Consider the following 21,909-nt stretch of genomic DNA (forward strand, 5'->3'; position numbering starts at 1 on the left):
AATTCGGGCGAGGTCTTTGACATGCATCAAACGCGAAAAAGGGGCCGCTTGGGCCCCTTTTTCTTCTTCTCGTCTTCGGCGCTTACTGCGCGGCGTGTGTCATGTCGGCAAGCATCGGCTCGGCAACTTCCACACCGGAGGCCTTGCGGCGCTCATCGATGATCAGTTCGTCGCGCGAGGTGGCGATGCGCCGGATCTGGCTCATCGTGCCGCCGGTGCCGGCCGGGATAAGCCGGCCGACGATGACGTTTTCCTTCAGTCCCTGCAGCATGTCGGTCTTGCCGGCAACGGCAGCTTCCGTCAGCACTCGGGTCGTCTCCTGGAAGGAGGCGGCCGAGATGAAGGACGGCGTCTGCAGCGAAGCCTTGGTGATGCCGAGCAGCACCGGCTGGCCTTCGGCCGGCTTCTTGCCGTCCTCGACCAGGCGATCATTGACCTCCTCCAGCTCGATCACGTCGACGTGGTCGCCCGGAATGTAGGTCGAGTCGCCCTGCGTGGTGATCTCGACCTTCTGCAGCATCTGGCGAACGATCACCTCGATGTGCTTGTCGTTGATCGACACGCCCTGCAGGCGGTAGACTTCCTGGATCTCATTGACGAGGTAGGAAGCAAGTGCCTCCACGCCCTTGATCGCCAGGATGTCGTGCGGCGCCGGATTGCCGTCGAGGATGTAATCGCCCTTCTCGATGACGTCGCCGTCCTGGAGATGGAACGGCTTGCCCTTCGGGATCAGGTATTCGACCGGCTCAAGCGTCGAGTCATGCGGCTCGATGATGATGCGACGCTTGTTCTTGTAGTCGCGGCCGAAGCGGATCGTGCCGTCGATCTCGGCGATGATGGCGTGATCCTTCGGACGACGTGCCTCGAACAGTTCGGCAACACGCGGCAGACCGCCGGTGATGTCCTTCGTCTTGGCGCTTTCCATCGGGATACGCGCCAGCACGTCGCCGGGGCGAACCTGTGCACCCGGCTCGACCGAAAGAATGGCCTCGACCGAGAGCAGGAAGCGGGCGTCGCCGCCCTTCGACAGCTTGCCGACCTTGCCCTTGGCGTCCTGGATGGCAATTGCCGGCTTCAGATCGTTGCCGCGTGGCGTCGAGCGCCAGTCGATGACCTCACGCTTGGTGATGCCGGTCGACTCGTCGGCCGTTTCCTGGACGGAAATGCCGTCGACCAGATCCTCGTACGACACCCTGCCCTCGATTTCGGTGAGGACCGGACGGGTATATGGATCCCACTCGGCGATACGCTGGCCGCGCTTCACCTTGTCGCCATCGTCCACGAAGATACGCGAACCATAGGTGAGACGGTGCGTTGCGCGTTCCTTGCCGGCTTCGTCGAGGATCAGCACCGCCATGTTGCGGCCCATGACCATCTGCTGGCCGTCGGAGTTGCGCACCACGTTGCGGTTGCGGATCTCGACCTTGCCCTCATAGGAGGCTTCAAGGAACGAGCTGTCCACCACCTGCGCGGTACCGCCCATGTGGAAGGTACGCATGGTGAGCTGGGTGCCCGGCTCGCCGATCGACTGCGCCGCGATGACGCCGACTGCTTCACCCTGGTTGACCGGGGTGCCGCGGGCCAGATCGCGACCGTAGCAGACCGCGCAGACGCCAACCCTGACTTCACAAGTCAGTGCCGAGCGAATGCGAACCGACTGGACGCCGGCCTTTTCGATCTGTTCCACGTCACGCTCGTCCATCAGCGTTCCGGCCTTGACCAGGATCTCGCCCGACACCGGATGGGTGATGTCGTCGAGCGACGTACGACCCAGCACGCGCTGGCCGACCGAAGCGACGACCTGACCGGCATCGACGATCGGCTGCATGGTAAGGCCCTTGTCGGTGCCGCAGTCGACGGAGTTGACGATGCAATCCTGCGCCACGTCGACCAGACGACGGGTGAGGTAACCCGAGTTCGCCGTCTTCAAGGCGGTGTCGGCCAGACCCTTGCGGGCGCCGTGGGTCGAGTTGAAGTACTCGAGCACGGTCAGGCCTTCCTTGAAGTTCGAGATGATCGGCGTCTCGATGATTTCACCCGACGGCTTGGCCATGAGGCCGCGCATGCCGGCAAGCTGACGCATCTGGGTGGGCGAGCCACGCGCACCGGAGTGCGACATCATGTAGATCGAGTTCATCGGCTTTTGACGGCCATTGTCCTCGAACTCGACCGCCTTGATGCGGGCCATCATTTCGTCGGCGACCTTTTCCGAGCACTTGGCCCAGGCGTCGACGACCTTGTTGTACTTCTCGCCCTGCGTGATCAGGCCGTCATTGTATTGCTGCTCGTATTCCTTGGCCAAAGCCTCGGTGTCGGAGACCAGCTTGATCTTGGCATCCGGGATCAGCATGTCGTCCTTGCCGAACGAAATGCCGGCACGGCAGGCATGGCTGAAGCCGAGCGCCATGATGCGATCGCAGAAAATGACCGTCTCCTTCTGACCGCAGTGGCGGTAGACGGTGTCGATCATCTTGGAGATGTTCTTCTTGGTCATCTCCTGGTTGGCGGTCTCGTAAGGCACGTTGACGTTCTTCGGCAGAAGCTCGCCGATGATCATGCGGCCAGGGGTGGTGTCGTAGATCTTCGACACGACCTTGCCTTCGGCGTCGACCGTGCGGAAGCGGCCCTTGATCTTGGCATGCAGCGTCACCGCCTTGGTCTCGAGCGCGTGCTGGAGTTCGCCCATGTCGGCAAACACCATGCCCTCGCCCGGCTCGTTCTGGTTGACGATCGAGAGATAGTAGAGACCGAGAACCATGTCCTGCGAAGGCACGATGATCGGCGCGCCGGAAGCCGGGTGCAGGATGTTGTTGGTCGACATCATCAGCACGCGGGCTTCAAGCTGTGCTTCCAGCGACAGCGGCACGTGAACAGCCATCTGGTCGCCGTCGAAGTCGGCGTTGAAGGCCGTGCAGACCAGCGGGTGCAGCTGGATCGCCTTGCCTTCGATCAGGATCGGCTCGAACGCCTGGATGCCCAAGCGGTGCAGCGTCGGCGCGCGGTTCAACAGCACCGGATGCTCGCGGATGACCTCGTCGAGGATATCCCAGACTTCCGGACGTTCCTTCTCGACCAGCTTCTTCGCCTGCTTGACGGTCGAGGAGTAACCCTTGGCGTCGAGACGGGCGTAGATGAAGGGCTTGAACAGTTCGAGCGCCATCTTCTTAGGCAGGCCGCACTGGTGCAGCTTGAGCTCCGGACCGGTCACGATGACCGAGCGGCCGGAATAGTCGACGCGCTTGCCGAGCAGGTTCTGACGGAACCGGCCCTGCTTGCCCTTGAGCATGTCCGACAGCGACTTCAGCGGACGCTTGTTGGCGCCGGTGATGACACGGCCGCGACGACCGTTGTCGAACAGCGCATCGACGGCCTCCTGCAGCATGCGCTTTTCATTGCGCACGATGATGCCGGGGGCGCGCAGCTCGATCAGCCGCTTCAAACGGTTGTTGCGGTTGATGACGCGGCGATAGAGGTCATTCAGATCCGACGTGGCGAAACGACCACCGTCCAGCGGGACGAGCGGGCGCAGGTCCGGCGGGATCACTGGGACCACCTTCATGATCATCCATTCCGGACGGTTGCCGGATTCCATGAAGTTCTCGACGACCTTGAGCCGCTTCAGATACTTCTTCTGCTTCAGTTCGGAGGTGGTCGAAGCCAGTTCCGAACGCAGGTCGCCAGCGATCTTCTCCAGGTCCATGCCGGCCAGGAGGTCGTGAATGGCCTCGGCGCCGATCATGGCGGTGAAGCTATCCTCGCCGTACTCGTCGACGGCGATCATGTACTCTTCCTCGCTGAGCAGCTGGTGCTCCTTCAGCGCAGTGAGGCCAGGTTCGGTGACGATGTAGTTCTCGAAGTAGAGGACGCGCTCGATGTCCTTCAGGGTCATGTCGAGCAGCGTGCCGATGCGCGACGGCAGCGACTTCAGGAACCAGATGTGAGCGACAGGTGCCGCCAGCTCGATATGGCCCATGCGCTCGCGGCGAACGCGCGACAGTGTGACTTCGACGCCGCACTTCTCGCAGATGACGCCCTTGTACTTCATGCGCTTGTACTTGCCGCACAGGCACTCATAGTCCTTGATCGGGCCAAAAATGCGCGCGCAGAACAGACCGTCACGCTCCGGCTTGAAGGTGCGATAGTTGATGGTCTCCGGCTTCTTGATCTCGCCGAAAGACCAGGACAGAATCTTCTCAGGGCTGGCAAGCGATATCCGGATGGAATCGAACACCTGCGCAGGCGCCTGCGGATTGAAGAGATTCATGACCTCTTGGTTCATGCCGTTCTCCTTTTCGGGGTCCTCGAAAACCCCTTGCATCTAGTCGCGAGCCAAACGCCCGCCGTCTTTGTCGGCCACTGGCCGTCGAATTCGATTGGCGCGCCGCGGAATCCGTGGCGCGCCATGGCCTTACTCGGCCGCGTCGGGCAGCCGCATAGGGCCGTCCTCGAGCTTGGTGTTCTCCAGCTCGACATTGAGGCCGAGAGACCGCATTTCCTTGACGAGAACGTTGAAGCTCTCGGGGATGCCGGCCTCGAAAGTGTCGTCGCCACGCACGATCGCCTCGTACACCTTGGTGCGGCCGGCGACGTCGTCGGACTTCACAGTCAGCATCTCCTGCAGCGTGTAGGCGGCGCCGTATGCTTCGAGCGCCCAGACCTCCATTTCGCCGAAGCGCTGGCCACCGAACTGCGCCTTGCCGCCCAGCGGCTGCTGGGTGACGAGCGAGTACGGACCGATCGAACGCGCGTGGATCTTGTCGTCCACGAGGTGGTGAAGCTTGAGCATGTAGATGTAGCCCATCGTCACCTTGCGATCGAACGGCTCGCCCGTGCGTCCGTCATAGAGCTGCGACTGACCGCTGGTGTGCAGGCCCGCCTGCTCCAGCATGATGTTGATGTCAGCCTCATGCGCGCCGTCGAACACCGGGGTCGCGATCGAAACGCCGCGGCGCATCTGCTCGCTGAGGCGAACAATGCTCTCGTCGTCATAGTCGCGGACCGGCTCGTTGCGGTCGTTAGACGGAATGAAGCTCTCGAGCGTCTTGCGCAGCGGCTTGATGTCGCCGGCTGCCTTGTACGTGTCGATCAGCTCGCCGATCTTCCTGCCCATACCGGCGCAAGCCCAGCCCAGATGCGTTTCCAGGATCTGGCCGACATTCATGCGGCTCGGCACACCCAGCGGGTTGAGCACGATATCGGCATGAGTGCCGTCCTCGAGGAAAGGCATGTCCTCGACCGGAACGATCCGCGACACGACACCCTTGTTGCCGTGACGGCCGGCCATCTTGTCGCCGGGCTGCATCTTGCGCTTCACGGCCACGAAGACCTTGACCATCTTCATGACGCCCGGAGGCATTTCGTCGCCGCGCTGGACCTTCTCGACCTTGTCCATGAAACGCTGTTCGAGCGCCTTCTTGGAATCGTCGTACTGGCCACGCAGGGCTTCGAGTTCGCTCTGGAGCTTTTCGTTCTCCACGGCAAACTGCCACCACTGCGAACGCGGATACTCGTCGAGCGTATCCTTGGACAGCGTCGAGCCTTTCTTGAAGCCCTTCGGTCCAGCGATCGCTTCCTTGCCGACGAGCACGTCGGAAAGACGCGCATAGACGTTACGGTCCAGGATGGCCTGCTCGTCGTCGCGGTCCTTGGCGAGGCGTTCGATCTCCTCGCGCTCGATCGCCATGGCGCGCTCGTCCTTCTCCACACCGTGGCGATTGAAGACGCGCACCTCGACGACGGTGCCGAAGGTGCCCGGAGGCATGCGCATCGAGGTGTCGCGCACGTCCGATGCCTTTTCGCCGAAGATGGCGCGCAGAAGCTTCTCTTCCGGCGTCATCGGGCTTTCGCCCTTCGGCGTGATCTTGCCGACCAGGATGTCGCCCGGCTGAACTTCGGCACCGATGTAGACGATGCCGGCTTCGTCGAGGTTCTTCAGCGCTTCTTCCGAGACGTTTGGAATATCGCGCGTGATTTCCTCCGGGCCGAGCTTGGTATCACGCGCCATGACCTCGAACTCCTCGATGTGGATCGAGGTGAAGACGTCATCGGCGACGATGCGTTCGGACAGGAGGATCGAGTCCTCGTAGTTGTAGCCATTCCACGGCATGAACGCGACCAGCACGTTGCGGCCGAGCGCCAGATCACCGAGCTCGGTCGACGGACCGTCGGCGATGATGTCGCCCTTGTTGACCCGGTCGCCCATACGAACCAGCGGACGCTGGTTGATGCAGGTGTTCTGGTTCGAACGCTGGAACTTCATCAGCCGGTAGATATCGACGCCGGACTTGCCCGGATCGAGATCCTCTGTGGCGCGGATAACGATACGCGTCGCGTCCACCTGGTCGACGATGCCGCCGCGGCGGGCGCCGATGGCGGCGCCCGAGTCACGGGCGACGATCGGCTCCATGCCGGTGCCGACAAACGGCGCCTCGGCGCGCACCAGCGGCACGGCCTGACGCTGCATGTTCGAGCCCATCAGAGCGCGGTTGGCGTCGTCGTTTTCCAGGAACGGGATCAGGGCCGCGGCCACCGACACCATCTGCTTGGGCGACACGTCCATCAGATCGACGTTTTCGCGCGGCGCCATCATCACTTCGCCAGCGCTGCGGCAAATGACGAATTCGTCGACGAAGCCACCGTTCTTGTCGAGCTCGGCGTTGGCCTGCGCGACATGGTGCTTGGCCTCTTCCATCGCCGAGAGATAGACGACGTCATTGGTCAGCTTGCCGTCGACGATCTTGCGGTACGGGCTCTCGATGAAGCCGTACTTGTTGACGCGTGCGAAGGTGGCCAGCGAGTTGATCAGACCGATATTCGGGCCTTCCGGCGTCTCGATCGGGCAGATACGGCCGTAATGCGTCGGGTGCACGTCGCGCACTTCGAAGCCGGCGCGCTCGCGGGTCAGACCGCCCGGTCCAAGCGCCGAAAGGCGGCGCTTGTGGGTGATCTCCGACAGCGGGTTGGTCTGGTCCATGAACTGCGACAGCTGCGAGGAACCGAAGAACTCGCGCACGGCGGCAGCCGCCGGCTTGGCGTTGATCAGATCCTGCGGCATGACCGTGTCGATCTCGATCGAGGACATACGCTCCTTGATCGCGCGCTCCATGCGCAGCAGGCCGACGCGGTACTGGTTTTCCATCAGCTCGCCGACCGAACGCACGCGGCGGTTGCCGAGATTGTCGATGTCGTCTATTTCGCCCTTGCCGTCGCGCAGTTCGACCAGCGTCCTGACCACGGCCAGGATGTCGTCCTTGCGCAGCACGCGCACGGTGTCCTCGGCCTTGAGCTCGAGACGCATGTTCATCTTGACGCGGCCAACGGCCGACAGATCGTAGCGCTCCGAGTCGAAGAACAGCGAGTTGAACATGGCTTCCGCGGTTTCGAGCGTCGGCGGCTCGCCCGGGCGCATGACACGATAAATGTCGAACAGCGCGTCCTGGCGGCTCTCGTTCTTGTCGACGTTGAGCGTGTTGCGGATATAGGCGCCGACATTGACATGGTCGATGTCGAGAACCTTGATCTCGTCCTCGCCCGTGCCGAGCAGCACCTTCAGCGTCTTCTCGTCGATCTCGTCGCCGGCTTCGAGGAAGATCTCGCCGGTGGCGTAGTTGACGATGTCCTCGGCCAGGTAGTTGCCGAGCAGATCCTCGTCGGTCGCCTTGATCGCCTTGAGACCCTTCTCGCCAAGCGCCCTTGCCTGGCGGGCGGTGATCTTCTTGCCGGCCTCGACAACGACTTCGCCAGTGTCGGCATCGACCAGGTCGCCGACGGCTTTGAGGCCGCGGAAACGCTCGACGTTGAACGGAATGCGCCAGTGGTCGCCGGCACGCACATAGGTGATCTTGTTGTAGAAGGTCGACAGGATCTCTTCGCCGTCCATGCCGAGCGCCATCAGCAGCGACGTCACCGGAATCTTGCGGCGACGGTCGATGCGGGCGTGCACGACGTCCTTGGAATCGAACTCGATGTCGAGCCACGAACCGCGATAGGGAATGACGCGCGCGGCAAACAGAAGTTTGCCCGACGAGTGCGACTTGCCCTTGTCATGGTCGAAGAAGACGCCCGGCGAGCGGTGCATCTGCGAGACGATGACGCGCTCGGTGCCGTTGACGATGAAGGTGCCGTTCAGGGTCATGAGCGGCATGTCGCCCATGTAGACGTCCTGCTCCTTGATGTCCTTGATGGACTTGGCGCCGGTATCCTCGTCGATATCGAACACGATGAGGCGCAGCGTCACCTTGAGCGGCGCGGCATAGGTGAGGTCGCGCTGACGGCATTCGTCAACGTCGAATTTCGGTCCTTCGAACTCGTACTTCACGAACTCCAGCATCGAGGAGCCGGAAAAATCGGAGATCGGGAAGACCGACTTGAAAACGGCCTGCAGTCCCTCGTCCGGACGCCCACCCTTGGGCTCCGCCACCATCAGGAACTGGTCATAAGACGCCTTCTGAACCTCGATCAGGTTCGGCATCTCCGCAACTTCCGGGATCTTTCCGAAGAACTTGCGTACGCGTCTGCGGCCATTGAAAGTCTGGGTCTGGGCCATCGTCGCTCCTTAGCTCTAAACTCGGGACGAGCCTCGCCGCGGCTCGCCTTGCATGCTGGGCTACCTTGGCGGCAACCCTTTGTCTGTTTTCCCGGTGCCTGTCGGCTGCCGGCTAGAACGGGAGAAAACCCGTTTCCTGAAGGCCGGTTTTCGGCCCTCAGGAAAGAGGTTTTCGTATGTCTCGCGTTACGCGTCCTCCCTCCGGGCGAAGGGAGTGGCGGACGGCGCGAGGCCGTCCGCCGCATTTACGCTTACTTCAGGTCGACCTTGGCGCCGGCTGCTTCCAGCTGGGCCTTGAACTTGTCAGCGTCGGCCTTGGAAACGCCTTCCTTGACCGGCTTCGGAGCCGCTTCGACCAGATCCTTGGCTTCCTTGAGGCCAAGGCCGGTGATGGCGCGGACTTCCTTGATGACGTTGATCTTCTGAGCGCCTGCCTCGGTAAGGACGACGTCGAATTCCGTCTTTTCCTCGACCGGAGCAGCTGCAGCCGCACCACCGCCAGCAGCGGCAACAGCCACCGGAGCAGCGGCGGAAACGCCCCACTTTTCTTCCAGAAGCTTCGACAGCTCGGCCGCCTCGAGGACGGTCAGCTTCGAAAGGTCGTCTACGATCTTTGCGAGATCAGCCATTGTTGTATTCCTTCATAAGGTTCGAACGTGTGTTTGTGATAGCGAGGAACGGCCTCATGCCGCCTCGTCCTTCCGGGCGTAAGCGCCGATGACGCGCGCGACCGAGGCCGCTGGCGCATTGACGATCTGGGCGATCCGGGTTGCCGGCGTGGCGATCATGCCAACCAGCCTGGCGCGCAGCTCATCGAGCGACGGAAGTGTGGCGAGTGCCTTCACACCGTCGGCGTTGAGCGAGGTGGTGCCCATTGCGCCGCCGAGAATGACGAGCTTGTCATTTCCCTTGGCGAAATCGGACGCGACCTTCGGCGCCGCAATCGGATCCTCCGAATAAGCAATCAGCGTCTGTCCCTTGAACAGCTCGATGATCGATGCGGAGTCCGTGCCCTGAAGAGCGATTTTGGCGAGACGGTTCTTCGCGACTTTGACGGTGCCACCGGCGGCGCGCATTTTCGACCGAAGGTCGTTCATTTGCGCGACGGTGATACCGGCGTAGTGGGCCACGACCACTGAACCTGCGTTCGAGAACGCACCGTTCAGGCCCGTGACGAGTTCGCGTTTTTCCGCTCTGTCCACTGCCTATCTCCAGTTGACCCCTGCCCCATTAACGGGGACAGGCGTCGGGTTGCCTTTGTCGGCCGGGCCATCCAGTAACGGATCTCCCGAACGACGCTCGAGGATCCTGCCCCCTTTCGCCACATCGACGGTCAAGCCGGCGATGCGCAGACAAAAGGCAAACACGGTTCGAACCTTTCATTGGAGCGATCGCTCCGTTGTCCGGTCTTCACCCGTCTCATGCAGGCCCAAATCGAATTAAGGCTTCTGGGCCGCCTGCAATCTCGGACAGGATGTCCGGAAACCTCTCGGTTTCCGGTACCGGGCCGCCGACAAGTCGGAGGCCCGGAATTCACTTGCGGATCAGGCCTTTAGCGGCCCGATCCAAATGTTCGTATCAGGACGCTGTGAGCGTCGCGACGTCGAGCTTGAGGCCCGGACCCATCGTCGAGGTGACCGACACCTTCTTGACGTAGTTGCCCTTGGCACCAGCCGGCTTTGCCCTGGTCACCGCGTCGGCGAAGGCGCGGATGTTCTCTTCCAGGGCCGTGACCTCGAACGAGACCTTGCCGACGCCGGCATGAACGATGCCGGCTTTCTCGACGCGGAACTCGACAGCGCCGCCCTTCGATGCCTTGACGGCGGCGGCAACGTCGGTGGTGACGGTGCCAACCTTCGGGTTCGGCATCATGCCGCGCGGGCCGAGCACTTTCCCCAGACGGCCGACGAGCGGCATCATGTCCGGAGTGGCGATGCAGCGATCGAAATCGATCGTGCCCTTCTGGACGATGTCGACCAGATCCTCGGCACCGACGATGTCGGCGCCGGCGGCGCGAGCTTCGTCAGCCTTGTCGCCGCGCGCAAACACAGCGACGCGCACCGAGCGGCCGGTGCCGTTCGGCAGGTTGACCACGCCGCGGACCATCTGGTCGGCGTGGCGCGGGTCGACGCCGAGGTTCATGGCGACTTCGATGGTCTCGTCGAACTTGACCGAGGAACGGTCCTTGAGCAGCTTCAGCGCGTCACCCAGGGCATAAGCCTTGTTGGGATCGATGCCTTCGCGGGTCTTCGATACACGCTTTGCAATCTTTGCCATGATCTTAGCCCACCACTTCCAGACCCATCGAGCGGGCGGAGCCCTCGACCATGCGCATGGCCGCTTCGACGTCGTTTGCGTTCAGATCCTTCATCTTCGCGGTTGCGATCTCGCGGACCTTGTCGCGCGAAACCGTACCGGCCTTGACCTTGCCCGGCTCCTTGGAACCAGACGTCAGGTTGGCCGCCTTCTTCAGGAAGTAGCTCACCGGCGCCGTCTTCATGACGAAGGTGAAGGACTTGTCCTGGTAGTAGGTGATGACGACCGGAACCGGCGATCCCTTTTCCATTTCCTGGGTCTGCGCGTTGAACGCCTTGCAGAATTCCATGATGTTGATGCCACGCTGACCAAGCGCCGGGCCGATCGGGGGAGACGGCGTCGCCGATCCCGCTTTCACCTGGAGCTTGAGCTGGCCTGCAATTTTCTTAGCCATCTCTTTTCCTGCCTTTGTCTATGCCGGCCCAACTGTCTGGGAAACCCGGCGGTTGCAGTCTGGTGGTGCGATCCATGCGGCCGGCTAAAGCCGCACTCGTCTCCCACCGCCCTCAAGAACCGCGCGATCTCCGCGCCGCTCTTTCCTGCCGCGCTTGGCGGCAGGGATTTCGGATCAGCCCTTTTCGACCTGTCCGAATTCCAGATCGACAGGCACGGCGCGCCCGAAGATCGAAACTTCCACCTTGAGCCGCGCCCGCTCCTCGTCCACTTCCTGGACGAAACCATTGAACGACGCGAAGGGACCATCCGAAACGCGGATCGCCTCGCCGATCTCGAACGTGACCGAGGGCTTGGGCCGCTCGACGCCTTCCTGCACCTGGTTCAGGATGCGCTGGGCTTCCGCCTCGGTGATCGGCACCGGCTTGGAGTCACCCAGGAAGCCGGTGACCTTCGGCGTGTTCTTGACCAGCGAGAACACAGCGTCGGTCAGATTGGCCTTCAGCAGTACATAGCCCGGGAAGAACTTGCGCTCGGCATCGACCTTGCGTCCGCGGCGAACCTCGACGACCTTCTCGGTCGGAACCACGATCTGGTGGATGTCGGCGGACAGGCCCTTCTGCTTGGCCTTGTTCTCGATATCCTCTGCGACCTTCTTTTCAAAGTTCGAATAGGCGTGGACGATGTACCAGCGCGCGGTCATTTCAAGACTTCTCCGTAATCGCCGGACTTAGCGTCCGATGCCCAGAATCTGTTCGACCGCGAGGCCCATGAGCTGATCAGCGGTGAAGAAAAAGATCATCGCGATCACAGCGAAAGCCAGGACCATGACCGTCGAGATCATCGTTTCGCGCCGCGACGGCCAAGTCACCTTGGCGGTCTCCGCGCGAACCTGCTGGAGAAAGACGAAAGGATTTGTGGTTTTCGAAGCCATATGCCGCTCTGTCTTCAAGACCCGTTGGCCGGGTCCCCTGGATGATCCCGCTGGCCGGGACGTGCCGCCTGAGCCAATCTCGCGCCGAATCAGCGCAAACAATTCGCCCATGCAAATCAGACGCGTAAAGCCGGCTTCCCAGCTCCACGCGTCGCGTGTCTGTTTCGTCTACATAAAACCGATTCTTGATCCACGCAAGTGGCAAGTGTCCGCTTTATGACCAAACGCCGCCTCGGAACCATCCAGTCGTTCCGTCCCGGCTATGGCGCCCTTATGCCCCAATTGAGCCAATATGGCAAGCGGGTCGCCGATTTTCAAAGGGTAGACCGTAGAAATATCGTTTTGAAACGCCATTTCGAAAAATGGCGAAATATCACGTTGAGTGCCATTTCGAGAAATGGCACGGGCAGCAGGGCTCGAACCTACGACCTGCGGTTTTGGAGACCGCCGCTCTACCAACTGAGCTATGCCCGTATCGTGCGCATGTCGGCGCAGCAGGCGCTTCCTAAAAGCTTCCGCTCGCTCTGTAAAGAGTGGTTTGCAAGCAAACGCGCCTTAAGCCCGCTCCTCAGCACCAGATGTTCGAGGCTGGGGCCATCCTACTCGCGCCAGCGCACGACCTTGACGTTTTTCGGCATCGCTCCGGGACCTCCCGTGGCGACCGAAAGCTACTTTGGATCCGGTGGCCGATATGGCCCGCCCGGCACGCCCCAGCCCCAGGCCGGCATCGGTTCCGTCTCGGGATCGCAGGTTTCGCCGAGATTGGAGTTCATCTTGGCCAGCCGCGATCCCCATTCGACATAGCCCATGAAGGCCGAACGAAACTCCGGATCGTCGGGCAGGCCGACCGCGTCGGCGGCATCGGCAAGGAGGTTGATCCAGCGGCGGCGCTGCTCCTCGGTCAGATGCTTGCCCAGATGGTGCATGACCATCTCGCGATGGCCGCCAAATCGCTCGCTGTAGGTTTTCGGTCCGCCGAACACCTCGCCGATGAAGGCCGCGACATGGGCGGGATGATCCGGCGACATGGCCTTGAACACCGGCCCGACGATCGGGTCCAGCGCCACCTTGTCATAGAATGTCTGGGTCAGCCGGTTCAACGCCTCGCCGCCGCCGGCCCAGTCGTAGAGTGTCGGGATATCCTGGCTCATTCTCGATCCTCCGCCGGCCCCGGTGCCGCCAGCAGCGACGATAGCGGAAAAATCGCGAGTGGCTCAACCTACCTCGATGGCCAGTTTCCGACTTCGCCGCGCTTTACAACTTGGCGGGCGCGTCAGCCTCGGCATTGGCGGAAGACCGGATCCGGCAATTCTGCGGTTTCGGCACCGTATCGCAGATGGTGGCGCCGGTCAGCGCGTCGACCGATTGCGGGCTCGTCGTCAGTCCGACCTTCAGCATCATGTCGGGTTCGAGCTGGCGCTCGACCGAGCGTCGCTCGATCGCTGCGAACAGAGCGGGATCGATCGCCATCTCCTCGAGATAGGCCTTGACCGCCTGCTTTTGCCCCATCGGGTACAGGCTAAGCCGTGCACGGGGGCCGACAAGCCGTCTCACGCCGCCGGCAAGCATGAGCGCACAGGCCGAATCGCACTCCACTCCCGCATCGATGCTCAGCCCGGCATAGGCGCCTTCCTTGGCCAGGCAACTCCACTTTGCCGGGTCACAGTCGACGAAATCGGTGCGGCCAACGGCGACGTCGAGCTTCCTTTGGTGGATAAGCCGTCCCGCCGCCAGAGCGCCAAGCAGGTCGCCACCCTTTGAGCTGATCACGACCGGCAGCTGCCGGTCGCCAAGCGTGGCGAGCAACTGGCGCAGCTTCTGCGGGGTCTGAGGCGTGATCGCGCCTTCAGCCGAGATCCATTCCGGGCAATCCGGATTGCAGAGCGGATTGCTGCCGCGAACCACGACGAAACGCATGTCGTCATCGCGCTGCACGCCCTCGGGTTCGGCCGGCAGTGGGGCAGGCTTGGCCGCGGTCGTCAGGCCATCGGGCTTGTTTCCCCGTATTTCCAGGCAATTCCCGGCCAATCGGTCCGGCCTGCACAGGCCGGCGGCGGTCAACAGGTCCGCAGCATCCAGGCTGGTGACCAATTTCATCCTCAGCATGTCGTCGAGGGCGATCTGGTGGATTTCGCTGGCCGGCGTGCTCTTCATCGTTTCGAGCACGCCCTGATCGATGCCCATCTCGTCGAGATAGGCCGCCAGCCTTTTCTCCACCGCCTTGCTCATCTCGTAGGTCTTGTAGCTGCCGGCGTCCTTGCGGCTGACGATCCTTGTGTTGAGCACCTTCTTCTTGCCCGCCACGATGCGGTAGGTGGTCCTGTATTGCAATTTCGTGCGGATGTAGGTGGTGGTGATCTGGTGGACGCCGAGAAAGGCCCATTCGCCAACCACACGCCGGACACCGCCGGCAAACATCAATGGGCAGGCGGAGTTGCACATGGCGCCGTAGTCTATGACATCACCGAGGTAATGGGCGCCATTCTTGTTACGGTCCCGGCTACCCTCCGCGTCAGGGTGGCAACCGGAAAACACCGTCTTGCCGATCGCGATATCAAGCATGTTCTTGCGGATCAACCGGCCAAGCGCCAGCGCCGCCTCGACGTTGCCGCCGGGAGAATCCACGACGATCGGCAGGTCTCGCCCGCCAAGCGTCTTCAGCATGCGTTTGAACAGGGCCGGCGTTCCGGCTTCTATCGAGCCTTCGGCCGAGATCCATTCCGGGCAGATCGGCTCGCACCCCGGAGCATTGCTGCGGACAATGACGAACCGCATCGTCGGACCGGGACCCGGGGCGGTATCCGCCGCAACGGCACCTCCCGCAACAAGCAACGCCAGCAGGCAGATCAGCCGCAGCGACCACGATGCCCGCCGATGGAAAAGGCGCTCTGAGACCATTTGGAAAGAAGCCCCTTATTGGAATGTATACTAGACGAGGTCCAAAGGCTTGCAACAGGACTCGGGCGACAAGGCGAACACCCGATCGCTAGGCAAAAGAAAAGGGCGGCCCCAAGGACCGCCCTTTTCTTTCGAACCCGACCGGCACAGGCCGGCGTCGGTTATTCCTTGATGGTGACGACGATGCCGGCACCGACGGTGCGGCCGCCTTCACGGATGGCGAAGCGCAGCTTCTCTTCCATGGCGATCGGCACGATCAGCTCGACATCGACGGTGATGTTGTCGCCCGGCATCACCATCTCGGTGCCTTCCGGCAGCGACACGATGCCGGTCACGTCGGTCGTGCGAAAGTAGAACTGCGGACGGTAGTTGGTGAAGAACGGCGTGTGACGGCCACCTTCGTCCTTGGTCAGGATGTAGGCTTCGGCCACGAACTTCTTGTGCGGCTTGACCGTACCCGGCTTGGCCAGGACCTGGCCGCGCTCGACACCTTCACGGTCGACGCCGCGCAGCAGCGCGCCGATGTTGTCGCCGGCCTGGCCCTGGTCGAGCAGCTTGCGGAACATCTCGACGCCGGTGCAGGTCGTCTTGGTCGTCGGACGGATGCCGATGATCTCGAGTTCCTCGCCGACCTTGACCACGCCGCGCTCGACGCGGCCGGTGACGACCGTGCCACGGCCCGAGATCGAGAACACGTCCTCGATCGGCATCAGGAACGGCTTGTCGAGCGGACGAACCGGGGTCGGGATGTAGGCATCGACCGCAGCCATCAGCTCGCGGATCGCGTCCTCGCCGATCTTCTTGTCCGAATCTTCCAAAGCAGCCAACGCCGAACCCTTGACGATCGGAATGTCGTCGCCGGGGAACTCGTTCTTGGTCAGAAGCTCGCGCACCTCGAGCTCGACCAGTTCGAGCAGCTCGGCGTCGTCGACCTGGTCGACCTTGTTCAAGAACACCACGATCGACGGCACGCCGACCTGACGGGCGAGCAGGATGTGCTCGCGGGTCTGCGGCATCGGGCCGTCGGCGGCCGACACGACCAGGATCGCGCCGTCCATCTGCGCGGCACCGGTGATCATGTTCTTCACATAGTCGGCGTGGCCGGGGCAGTCGACGTGAGCGTAGTGGCGGTTGGCCGTCTCGTATTCGACGTGTGCCGTCGAGATCGTGATGCCGCGCGCCTTCTCTTCAGGCGCAGCGTCGATCTGGTCGTAGCGCTTGTACTCGCCAAAATACTTGGTGATCGCCGCCGTCAGCGACGTCTTGCCATGGTCGACGTGGCCAATCGTGCCGATGTTCACGTGAGGCTTGTTACGCTCGAATTTACCTTTTGCCATAGTCTCTTTCCTTGGACGGCCCGGATCTTCAGTTCGGTCGAAGACCTTCAGTTCAGTCGAATGCGGGGCGATTAGCGACAAAGGCCAAAAAACACAAGCGTCTTTTGGCCGGGTGCCGTCTCACCCAGTCCGAACCATTGATCCGATTGCGGGGATGTGGCGCTGATATAGGGAGGCGCACCGCGAAATGAAATGGGTGGCGGGCCGATCGATCGATGCCGCGATAGCGTTGTCTTGCCTGCCCAATCCCTGTCTGATTCATGGCCAGGCCATGGACCATTGCTGAAGTCATCGAGGTCTGATCTCCTGACCGGATGCACTTCATCCCGCCCTCAATCCGTGGCCCGCTGTTCATGATCGTTTCGACGGGATCTTATCTCGTCAACGACACGATGATGAAGCTCGCGACGGCAGGCCTGCCGTCCTATGAAGTGCTGTTTCTGCGCGGTGCGGCGGCAGCGCTCTGGGGCTTCCCGCTGTTGTTGGCGCTGGGCTACGGCAAGCAGATCCCGCTGATCTTCGACCGCCATGTGCTGCGCAGGAACCTGCTCGAGCTGGCGGCGATCCTCTGCTATGTCGTGGCGCTCGCCAACATGCAGATCGCCGATTCCACCGCGCTTGGACAGATCACGCCGCTCTTGATGCTGGTCGGCTCCTCGATCCTGTTTGGCGAGCGGATCGGCGGCCGGCGCATGGCGCTGATCGGGCTCGGCTTCATCGGCGCGCTGATGGTCGCGCAGCCGACGATGCAAGGCATTTCGATCTACGCCCTGCTGGCGCTCGGCAATGCAGCGCTTGCGGCCGCGCGCGACCTTGCCGGCAGGCGGGTCTCGGCCGAGGTGCCGGGCATGATCGTGGCGATTTCCGCCGTCGTCGTCGTGCTGATCGGCGCCGGTGCCGCGCATCTGGTTTCCGAGCGCTGGGTGATGCCCGGGATGCACCATTTGCTGCTGATGGCAGGTGCTGGATTTTTCTTGATCTTCGGCCACTTCTTCATCTTCATGGCCTATCGCGTCGGACCGACCAGTGCCGTGGCGCCGTTCTACTATTGCTTCACCGTCTGGGCGGTGATTTCAGGCCTGCTGGTGTTCGGGCAATTCCCCAACGCGCTGGCGATCTGCGGCATCCTGCTGGTTGTCGGCAGCGGACTGACCATCGTCTCGCTGGATCAGCGCCAGCGCCGGCTGGCCGTCGTCGCGTAGGCTGACGCCTAAAGCGTCCGCCTTGCGCTGAACTGGTGATAGGCCCACAGAACGACCACAGCTCCGATCACTGCGACGATCAGGCTGTAGATGTTGAGGCCGGTGACGCCTGACCTATAGGGGGACAACTTTTATGCGTCCTATTCCTATGGGGGGATCGGCCTCGCACAAGATCCACTTTGCAACGGCAATCTTGGTTGCGCAAGACAACCGTTGGTCGCGCAATACTAGATTAACCCGTTTTATGTCATCACTTTAAGGCAACTTAGGTGGTGATGAATCGTGAAATCGGCGTGGGAACTAAGGTTTAGAGATAATCATCGGGCTTCTGTCATTTCCGGCACCACGGTCCTGATGTTGCACGCCTTCATCTACGCATTTTTATCCCAGGCGGATCCCGTATTCGCAACGTTGTTTTCTCGATCATTCGGCCTTACAGCAGATCTCGGAAGATGCTCGGCGTCATTTTCCGCTATTGTGATGTCTCAGATGGTTTATTCCATCGTCTTTACCCTGCTGCTGATGCCTATCGCAGGGAAGTGCGCATTCGCGGCGATTACGGATGATGAAAACCGAAAATCATTCTTATGGATCGCCGGAGGTTCGTTGCTCTTGGCCGGATTCCTCGTTGGCCTTGCAACGACTGATCACGGATGGTGGCTGGCAAGCTTGGGCAGACGATCATTCATTCGCCGCACGCCTTTTCCGGAAGCCTGCCTGAACAGCCCTTACGTTCTTTATCCGCAGCTTTACGTCATCAGCCTCTGGCTTGCCGTGCTGACCTGGATAGCCCTGGCTGTGATCCTTGGTAGCATGAGGAGACTGAAGTTTCGTATTCAATACGATGATCTACCCTTAGATCCGCAATTGCGGGAAGAAATCCTGGAGATACGGGCAAAGTACCCACCCATCGCGACGCCGAAGCGAGTTAACAGATGGCACGCCTATTTCGGCTTCATTCTGATCGTTGGGGGCGGCGTGGTGGGGCTTTGGCACGGCTTCTACAAAGTAGGAACCGCCGTGATGTTGTTGGCATCAGGAATCTAGCTGGAGCGGGTAGCGGGAATCGAACCCGCATATTCAGCTTGGAAGGCTGCTGCTCTACCACTGAGCTATACCCGCGCCTTACCTGAAGTACCGGATTCACTCGAAAAGCGCCATGCACTTTTCAGTCCGATTCTTTCGCGTTTCAGGGCTTCCGGGCCGGCAGTGGTGGAGAGGGTTGGATTCGAACCAACGTAAGCTAAGCTAACGGATTTACAGTCCGTCCCCTTTAACCACTCGGGCACCTCTCCAGTCTGCCGCCGGAGCCATGCAACGAGGCATTCACGCCAGTCCGGACCCGAGTTAAGTGTTCTCCGAAACCAGCGAAGCGCCTTATGGCGGCAAGCCCATTGGGTGTCAACCGCGCAACCAGGGTTTTTCGTTTCTGTTCGCCGGCTGCGGCGACGGGCCATATCCTTGACCGGAGGAGACCGCTATAGAAGCCAGCCATGAGCGATAAAACCAACACCCCCAAAGACACCCATTACGCCAAGCTGCGCCGCGCCTATCGCGACGAGAAAAGCGGCGGCGCGCCGACGTTCAGGCCGCGGCAGCCGGTTCCGCCGGGCGAAAATGCCGCGGACGGCCTGGTGCGGCTCTATGGCCTGCACACGGTGCGGGCGGCGCTCGACAACCCGCGCCGCAAGATCAGGAAGATGCTGGTGACGCGCAATGCGGCCGAGCGCCTCGAAATCGCCGATCTCGCCGCCCTGCCCTTCAAGACGGAACTGGTCGAACCCAGGGACATCGACAAGGTCACCGGCTCGGACGCCGTGCACCAGGGCGTGGTGATCGAGGCCGAGCCGCTGAAACCGAAGCGGCTTGATGCACTTGGCGATGCCAAGCTGGTGCTGGTGCTTGACCAGGTCACCGATCCGCACAATGTCGGCGCCATCATGCGCTCGGCAGTCGCCTTCGGCGCCGGCGCGCTGATCACCACGGCTCGCCACAGCCCGCAGGAATCCGGCGTGCTGGCAAAATCCGCCTCCGGCGCGCTGGAGCATATCGACCAGATCGAGGTGAAGAACCTCGCCGACGCGCTCGGTCAACTGCACGAGGCCGGCTTTCAGACCATCGGCCTCGATTCGGACGGGCCGGCGGAACTCGAAACCAGCTTTGCCAGTGACAAGATAGCGCTGGTGCTGGGTGCGGAGGGCAAGGGCCTGCGCCAGAAGACGCGCGAGACGGTGACGACGCTGGCACGGCTCGACATGCCCGGCGCCATCCATTCGCTCAACGTATCCAATGCCGCGGCCATCAGCCTTTACGTGGCGCGGACATCTTTGAAGCGCGGCTGAGCCAGCACAGCAGAAACATCTCGAAACGAAGAAACGGGTTTCGGCGACAGACGCCGGAACCCGCTCTTCGACGGGCAAGAGCTGGCGGCTTGGGAACGTTGCGCCACCCTCTCCTGACCTATGCCGCTTTGCCTTTGACGTCGCCTGCCGCGCTGCCGACCTCGAAATTCGCCATCCGCTCGAGCGCCCTGACCAGGGCCGAGTGATCTTCCCTGGCGCCGCCACTGGCCGCGCAGGAATTGAACAGCTGCTGCGTGGTCGAGGTGTTGGGCAGCGACACGCCGAGCGCTTTCGCACCCTCCAGCGCCAGATTCAAATCCTTCTGGTGCAGTTCGATGCGGAAGCCCGGCGCGAAGGTGCGCTTGACCATGCGCTCGCCATGCACTTCCAGAATGCGCGAAGCCGCCAGCCCGCCCATCAGCGCCTGCCTGACCTTGGCCGGATCGGCGCCGGCTTTTGAAGCAAAAACAAGCGCTTCGGCGACGGCTTCAATGGTCAGCGCGACGACGATCTGGTTGGCGACCTTGGTGGTCTGGCCAACGCCGTTGGGGCCGACCAAAGTGATGTTCTTGCCCATCTTCTCGAAGATTGGTTTGGCGCGCTCGAACGGCTTTTCCTCGCCACCAACCATAATGGTCAGCGACGCAGCCTTGGCCCCGACCTCGCCGCCCGACACCGGCGCGTCGAGATAGTCGCAACCCAGCTCGTTGATCTTCTTGGCAAAAACCTTGGTCGCGATCGGCGAGATCGAGCTCATGTCGATGACCAGCTTGCCCTCCGTCAGGCCGGACGCGACGCCATTGTCGCCGAACAGCACGTCGGCCACCTGCGGGGTGTCCGGCACCATCAGGATGATAATGTCGGCATCCTTGGCCACGGCGGTATGACCAGAGACCGACTTCAGGCCCTTGGCGACGAGATCTGCAGGCGGCTTGGAGCGATGGTCGCTGGCGATCACCTCGTAGCCGGCGTCCAGCAGATGCCCAGCCATCGGCGCGCCCATGATGCCGAGGCCGATGAAACCGATGGTTTCCATTGTGGTTCTCCGTCTCTTGTTGGGCCGCGTTCTGTCACGCCCCCATCCGTCCTGGACAGAGGGGGGCGCGAAGGAACGCGACTTCTACTGCGATAGCCGCTAAGCCGCCGCGCTCCCCTTCCCGCTCAATTCCCGAAACCAGCCCAAGCCAGCTTCCGTGCCGGCCTTCGGCTTGTATTCCGCCCCGATCCAGCCGGAATAGCCGATGCGGTCGATGTGCTCGTAGAGGAAGGGATAGTTGATCTCGCCCGTCCCCGGCTCGTGACGGCCGGGATTGTCCGCAAGCTGGATATGCGCGATGCGGCTGAGATTAGCCTCGATTGTACGGGCGAGATCCCCCTCCATGATCTGCATGTGATAGATGTCGTATTGCAGGAACAGGTTCTTCGACCCGATACGATCGATCAGCGCCAGCGCCTGTTCCGAGTGTGTGAGGAAGAAACCCGGAATGTCGCGCGTGTTGATCGGCTCGATCAGCAGCCTGATGCCAGCCTGTTCCAGCTTCTCCGCCGCGAAGGCGAGATTTTCGGCAAAGACATCCTCCAGCACCTTGCGGTCGGCGCCCGCCGACGCGATGCCTGCCAGGCAGTTGACCTGCTGGCAGCCAAGCGCTTGCGCATAGACGACCGCCTTGGCGATGCCCTGGCGGAATTCCGGCACGCGGTCCGGCAATGCGGCAATACCGCGCTCGCCCTTATCCCAGTCGCCTGCCGGCAGGTTGAACAGCACCTGGGTCAGGCCGTTCTTCTTCAGCCGGGCAGCGACGATTTCGGGCGCATGGTCATACGGGCCGATATATTCGACGCCCTTGAAGCCGGCGCGGGCGGCCGCATCGAAACGGTCGAGGAAGTCATGCTCGCCAAAGAGCATCGACAGATTGGCTGAAAACCGTGGCATTCGTCTTGT

General features: G+C 61.8%; 15 protein-coding genes, 3 tRNA genes and 2 pseudogenes. 3 read left to right on the top strand and 17 right to left on the bottom strand.

The window, feature by feature from the left end:
* Positions 1 to 82 precede the first annotated feature (82 nt).
* The 12 genes from rpoC to tuf all read right to left on the bottom strand — a co-directional run bounded on the left by rpoC (position 83) and on the right by tuf (position 16,423).
* A complete protein-coding gene (gene rpoC, locus NKJ01_RS21810; RefSeq protein WP_023762909.1) occupies positions 83 to 4,279 on the bottom strand; it encodes a DNA-directed RNA polymerase subunit beta' in 4,197 nt (1,398 codons plus the stop codon).
* Positions 4,280 to 4,408: 129 nt separating this feature from the next.
* Positions 4,409 to 8,545 (bottom strand): DNA-directed RNA polymerase subunit beta, encoded by a 4,137-nt coding sequence (gene rpoB / locus NKJ01_RS21815; RefSeq protein WP_023762908.1) that lies wholly within the window; start codon positions 8,543 to 8,545, stop codon positions 4,409 to 4,411.
* A gap of 251 nt (positions 8,546 to 8,796) precedes the next feature.
* On the bottom strand, positions 8,797 to 9,174 hold the full coding sequence (rplL, locus tag NKJ01_RS21820) for a 50S ribosomal protein L7/L12 (RefSeq protein ID WP_023762907.1): 378 nt from the start codon (positions 9,172 to 9,174) through the stop codon (positions 8,797 to 8,799).
* Between the two features lie 54 nt (positions 9,175 to 9,228).
* Positions 9,229 to 9,747 (bottom strand): 50S ribosomal protein L10, encoded by a 519-nt coding sequence (rplJ, locus tag NKJ01_RS21825; RefSeq protein ID WP_013531412.1) that lies wholly within the window; start codon positions 9,745 to 9,747, stop codon positions 9,229 to 9,231.
* Positions 9,748 to 10,123: 376 nt separating this feature from the next.
* Positions 10,124 to 10,822: a 50S ribosomal protein L1 gene (gene rplA, locus NKJ01_RS21830; RefSeq protein ID WP_023762906.1), complete on the bottom strand. Its 699-nt coding sequence runs from the start codon at positions 10,820 to 10,822 to the stop codon at positions 10,124 to 10,126.
* A gap of 4 nt (positions 10,823 to 10,826) precedes the next feature.
* Positions 10,827 to 11,255 (bottom strand): 50S ribosomal protein L11, encoded by a 429-nt coding sequence (rplK, locus tag NKJ01_RS21835; RefSeq protein WP_013531410.1) that lies wholly within the window; start codon positions 11,253 to 11,255, stop codon positions 10,827 to 10,829.
* 174 nt (positions 11,256 to 11,429) lie between these two features.
* Positions 11,430 to 11,957 carry a transcription termination/antitermination protein NusG gene (gene nusG / locus NKJ01_RS21840; RefSeq protein WP_013531409.1) on the bottom strand — a complete coding sequence of 176 codons (528 nt, stop codon included), beginning with the start codon at positions 11,955 to 11,957 and terminating at the stop codon, positions 11,430 to 11,432.
* Positions 11,958 to 11,984: 27 nt separating this feature from the next.
* Complete coding sequence (secE, locus tag NKJ01_RS21845; RefSeq protein ID WP_013531408.1) at positions 11,985 to 12,188, bottom strand: preprotein translocase subunit SecE; 204 nt, start codon at positions 12,186 to 12,188, stop codon at positions 11,985 to 11,987.
* A 398-nt stretch (positions 12,189 to 12,586) separates the two neighbouring features.
* Positions 12,587 to 12,662 (bottom strand) — tRNA-Trp (locus NKJ01_RS21850).
* Positions 12,663 to 12,856: 194 nt separating this feature from the next.
* Positions 12,857 to 13,339 (bottom strand): group II truncated hemoglobin, encoded by a 483-nt coding sequence (locus NKJ01_RS21855; RefSeq protein ID WP_352730830.1) that lies wholly within the window; start codon positions 13,337 to 13,339, stop codon positions 12,857 to 12,859.
* A 103-nt stretch (positions 13,340 to 13,442) separates the two neighbouring features.
* The gene (locus NKJ01_RS21860; protein ID WP_352730832.1) at positions 13,443 to 15,086 is read right to left on the bottom strand and encodes a COG3904 family protein; all 1,644 of its coding nucleotides are present in this window, start codon (positions 15,084 to 15,086) and stop codon (positions 13,443 to 13,445) included.
* Positions 15,087 to 15,247: 161 nt separating this feature from the next.
* Positions 15,248 to 16,423 carry an elongation factor Tu gene (gene tuf / locus NKJ01_RS21865; protein WP_013531404.1) on the bottom strand — a complete coding sequence of 392 codons (1,176 nt, stop codon included), beginning with the start codon at positions 16,421 to 16,423 and terminating at the stop codon, positions 15,248 to 15,250.
* 314 nt (positions 16,424 to 16,737) lie between these two features.
* Here tuf and NKJ01_RS21870 point away from each other — a divergent pair, with 314 nt between their 5' ends.
* Entirely contained in the window at positions 16,738 to 17,625 is an 888-nt protein-coding gene (locus NKJ01_RS21870) for a DMT family transporter (protein WP_352730834.1), read from the top strand.
* A gap of 8 nt (positions 17,626 to 17,633) precedes the next feature.
* On the opposite strand, the pseudogene NKJ01_RS21875 reads toward NKJ01_RS21870, so the two are convergent.
* Positions 17,634 to 17,735: pseudogene (locus NKJ01_RS21875) on the bottom strand (GlsB/YeaQ/YmgE family stress response membrane protein); the annotation flags it as partial.
* 172 nt (positions 17,736 to 17,907) lie between these two features.
* On the opposite strand from NKJ01_RS21875, the gene NKJ01_RS21880 reads away from it, so the two are divergent.
* Complete coding sequence (locus NKJ01_RS21880) at positions 17,908 to 18,672, top strand: hypothetical protein (protein ID WP_352730836.1); 765 nt, start codon at positions 17,908 to 17,910, stop codon at positions 18,670 to 18,672.
* A gap of 1 nt (position 18,673) precedes the next feature.
* On the opposite strand, the gene NKJ01_RS21885 is transcribed toward NKJ01_RS21880, so the two are convergent.
* Together NKJ01_RS21885 and NKJ01_RS21890 are read right to left on the bottom strand one after the other, a co-directional pair.
* A tRNA-Gly gene (locus NKJ01_RS21885) sits at positions 18,674 to 18,747 on the bottom strand.
* 88 nt (positions 18,748 to 18,835) lie between these two features.
* Positions 18,836 to 18,920: transfer RNA gene (locus tag NKJ01_RS21890), tRNA-Tyr, on the bottom strand.
* A 198-nt stretch (positions 18,921 to 19,118) separates the two neighbouring features.
* Here NKJ01_RS21890 and rlmB point away from each other — a divergent pair.
* The gene (gene rlmB, locus NKJ01_RS21895; protein ID WP_352730838.1) at positions 19,119 to 19,967 is read left to right on the top strand and encodes a 23S rRNA (guanosine(2251)-2'-O)-methyltransferase RlmB; all 849 of its coding nucleotides are present in this window, start codon (positions 19,119 to 19,121) and stop codon (positions 19,965 to 19,967) included.
* Between the two features lie 118 nt (positions 19,968 to 20,085).
* Here the strand turns inward: rlmB and NKJ01_RS21900 are convergent.
* Both NKJ01_RS21900 and otnI read right to left on the bottom strand, forming a co-directional pair.
* Positions 20,086 to 21,036 (bottom strand): annotated as a pseudogene (locus NKJ01_RS21900) (2-hydroxy-3-oxopropionate reductase); the annotation flags it as partial.
* A gap of 66 nt (positions 21,037 to 21,102) precedes the next feature.
* Positions 21,103 to 21,900, bottom strand: a complete 798-nt coding sequence (gene otnI / locus NKJ01_RS21905) for a 2-oxo-tetronate isomerase (protein ID WP_352730840.1) — start codon at positions 21,898 to 21,900, stop codon at positions 21,103 to 21,105.
* Between the last annotated feature and the right edge of the window lie 9 nt (positions 21,901 to 21,909).

The sequence above is a fragment of the Mesorhizobium sp. M0276 genome (assembly GCF_040321755.1).
GTDB lineage: Bacteria > Pseudomonadota > Alphaproteobacteria > Rhizobiales > Rhizobiaceae > Mesorhizobium.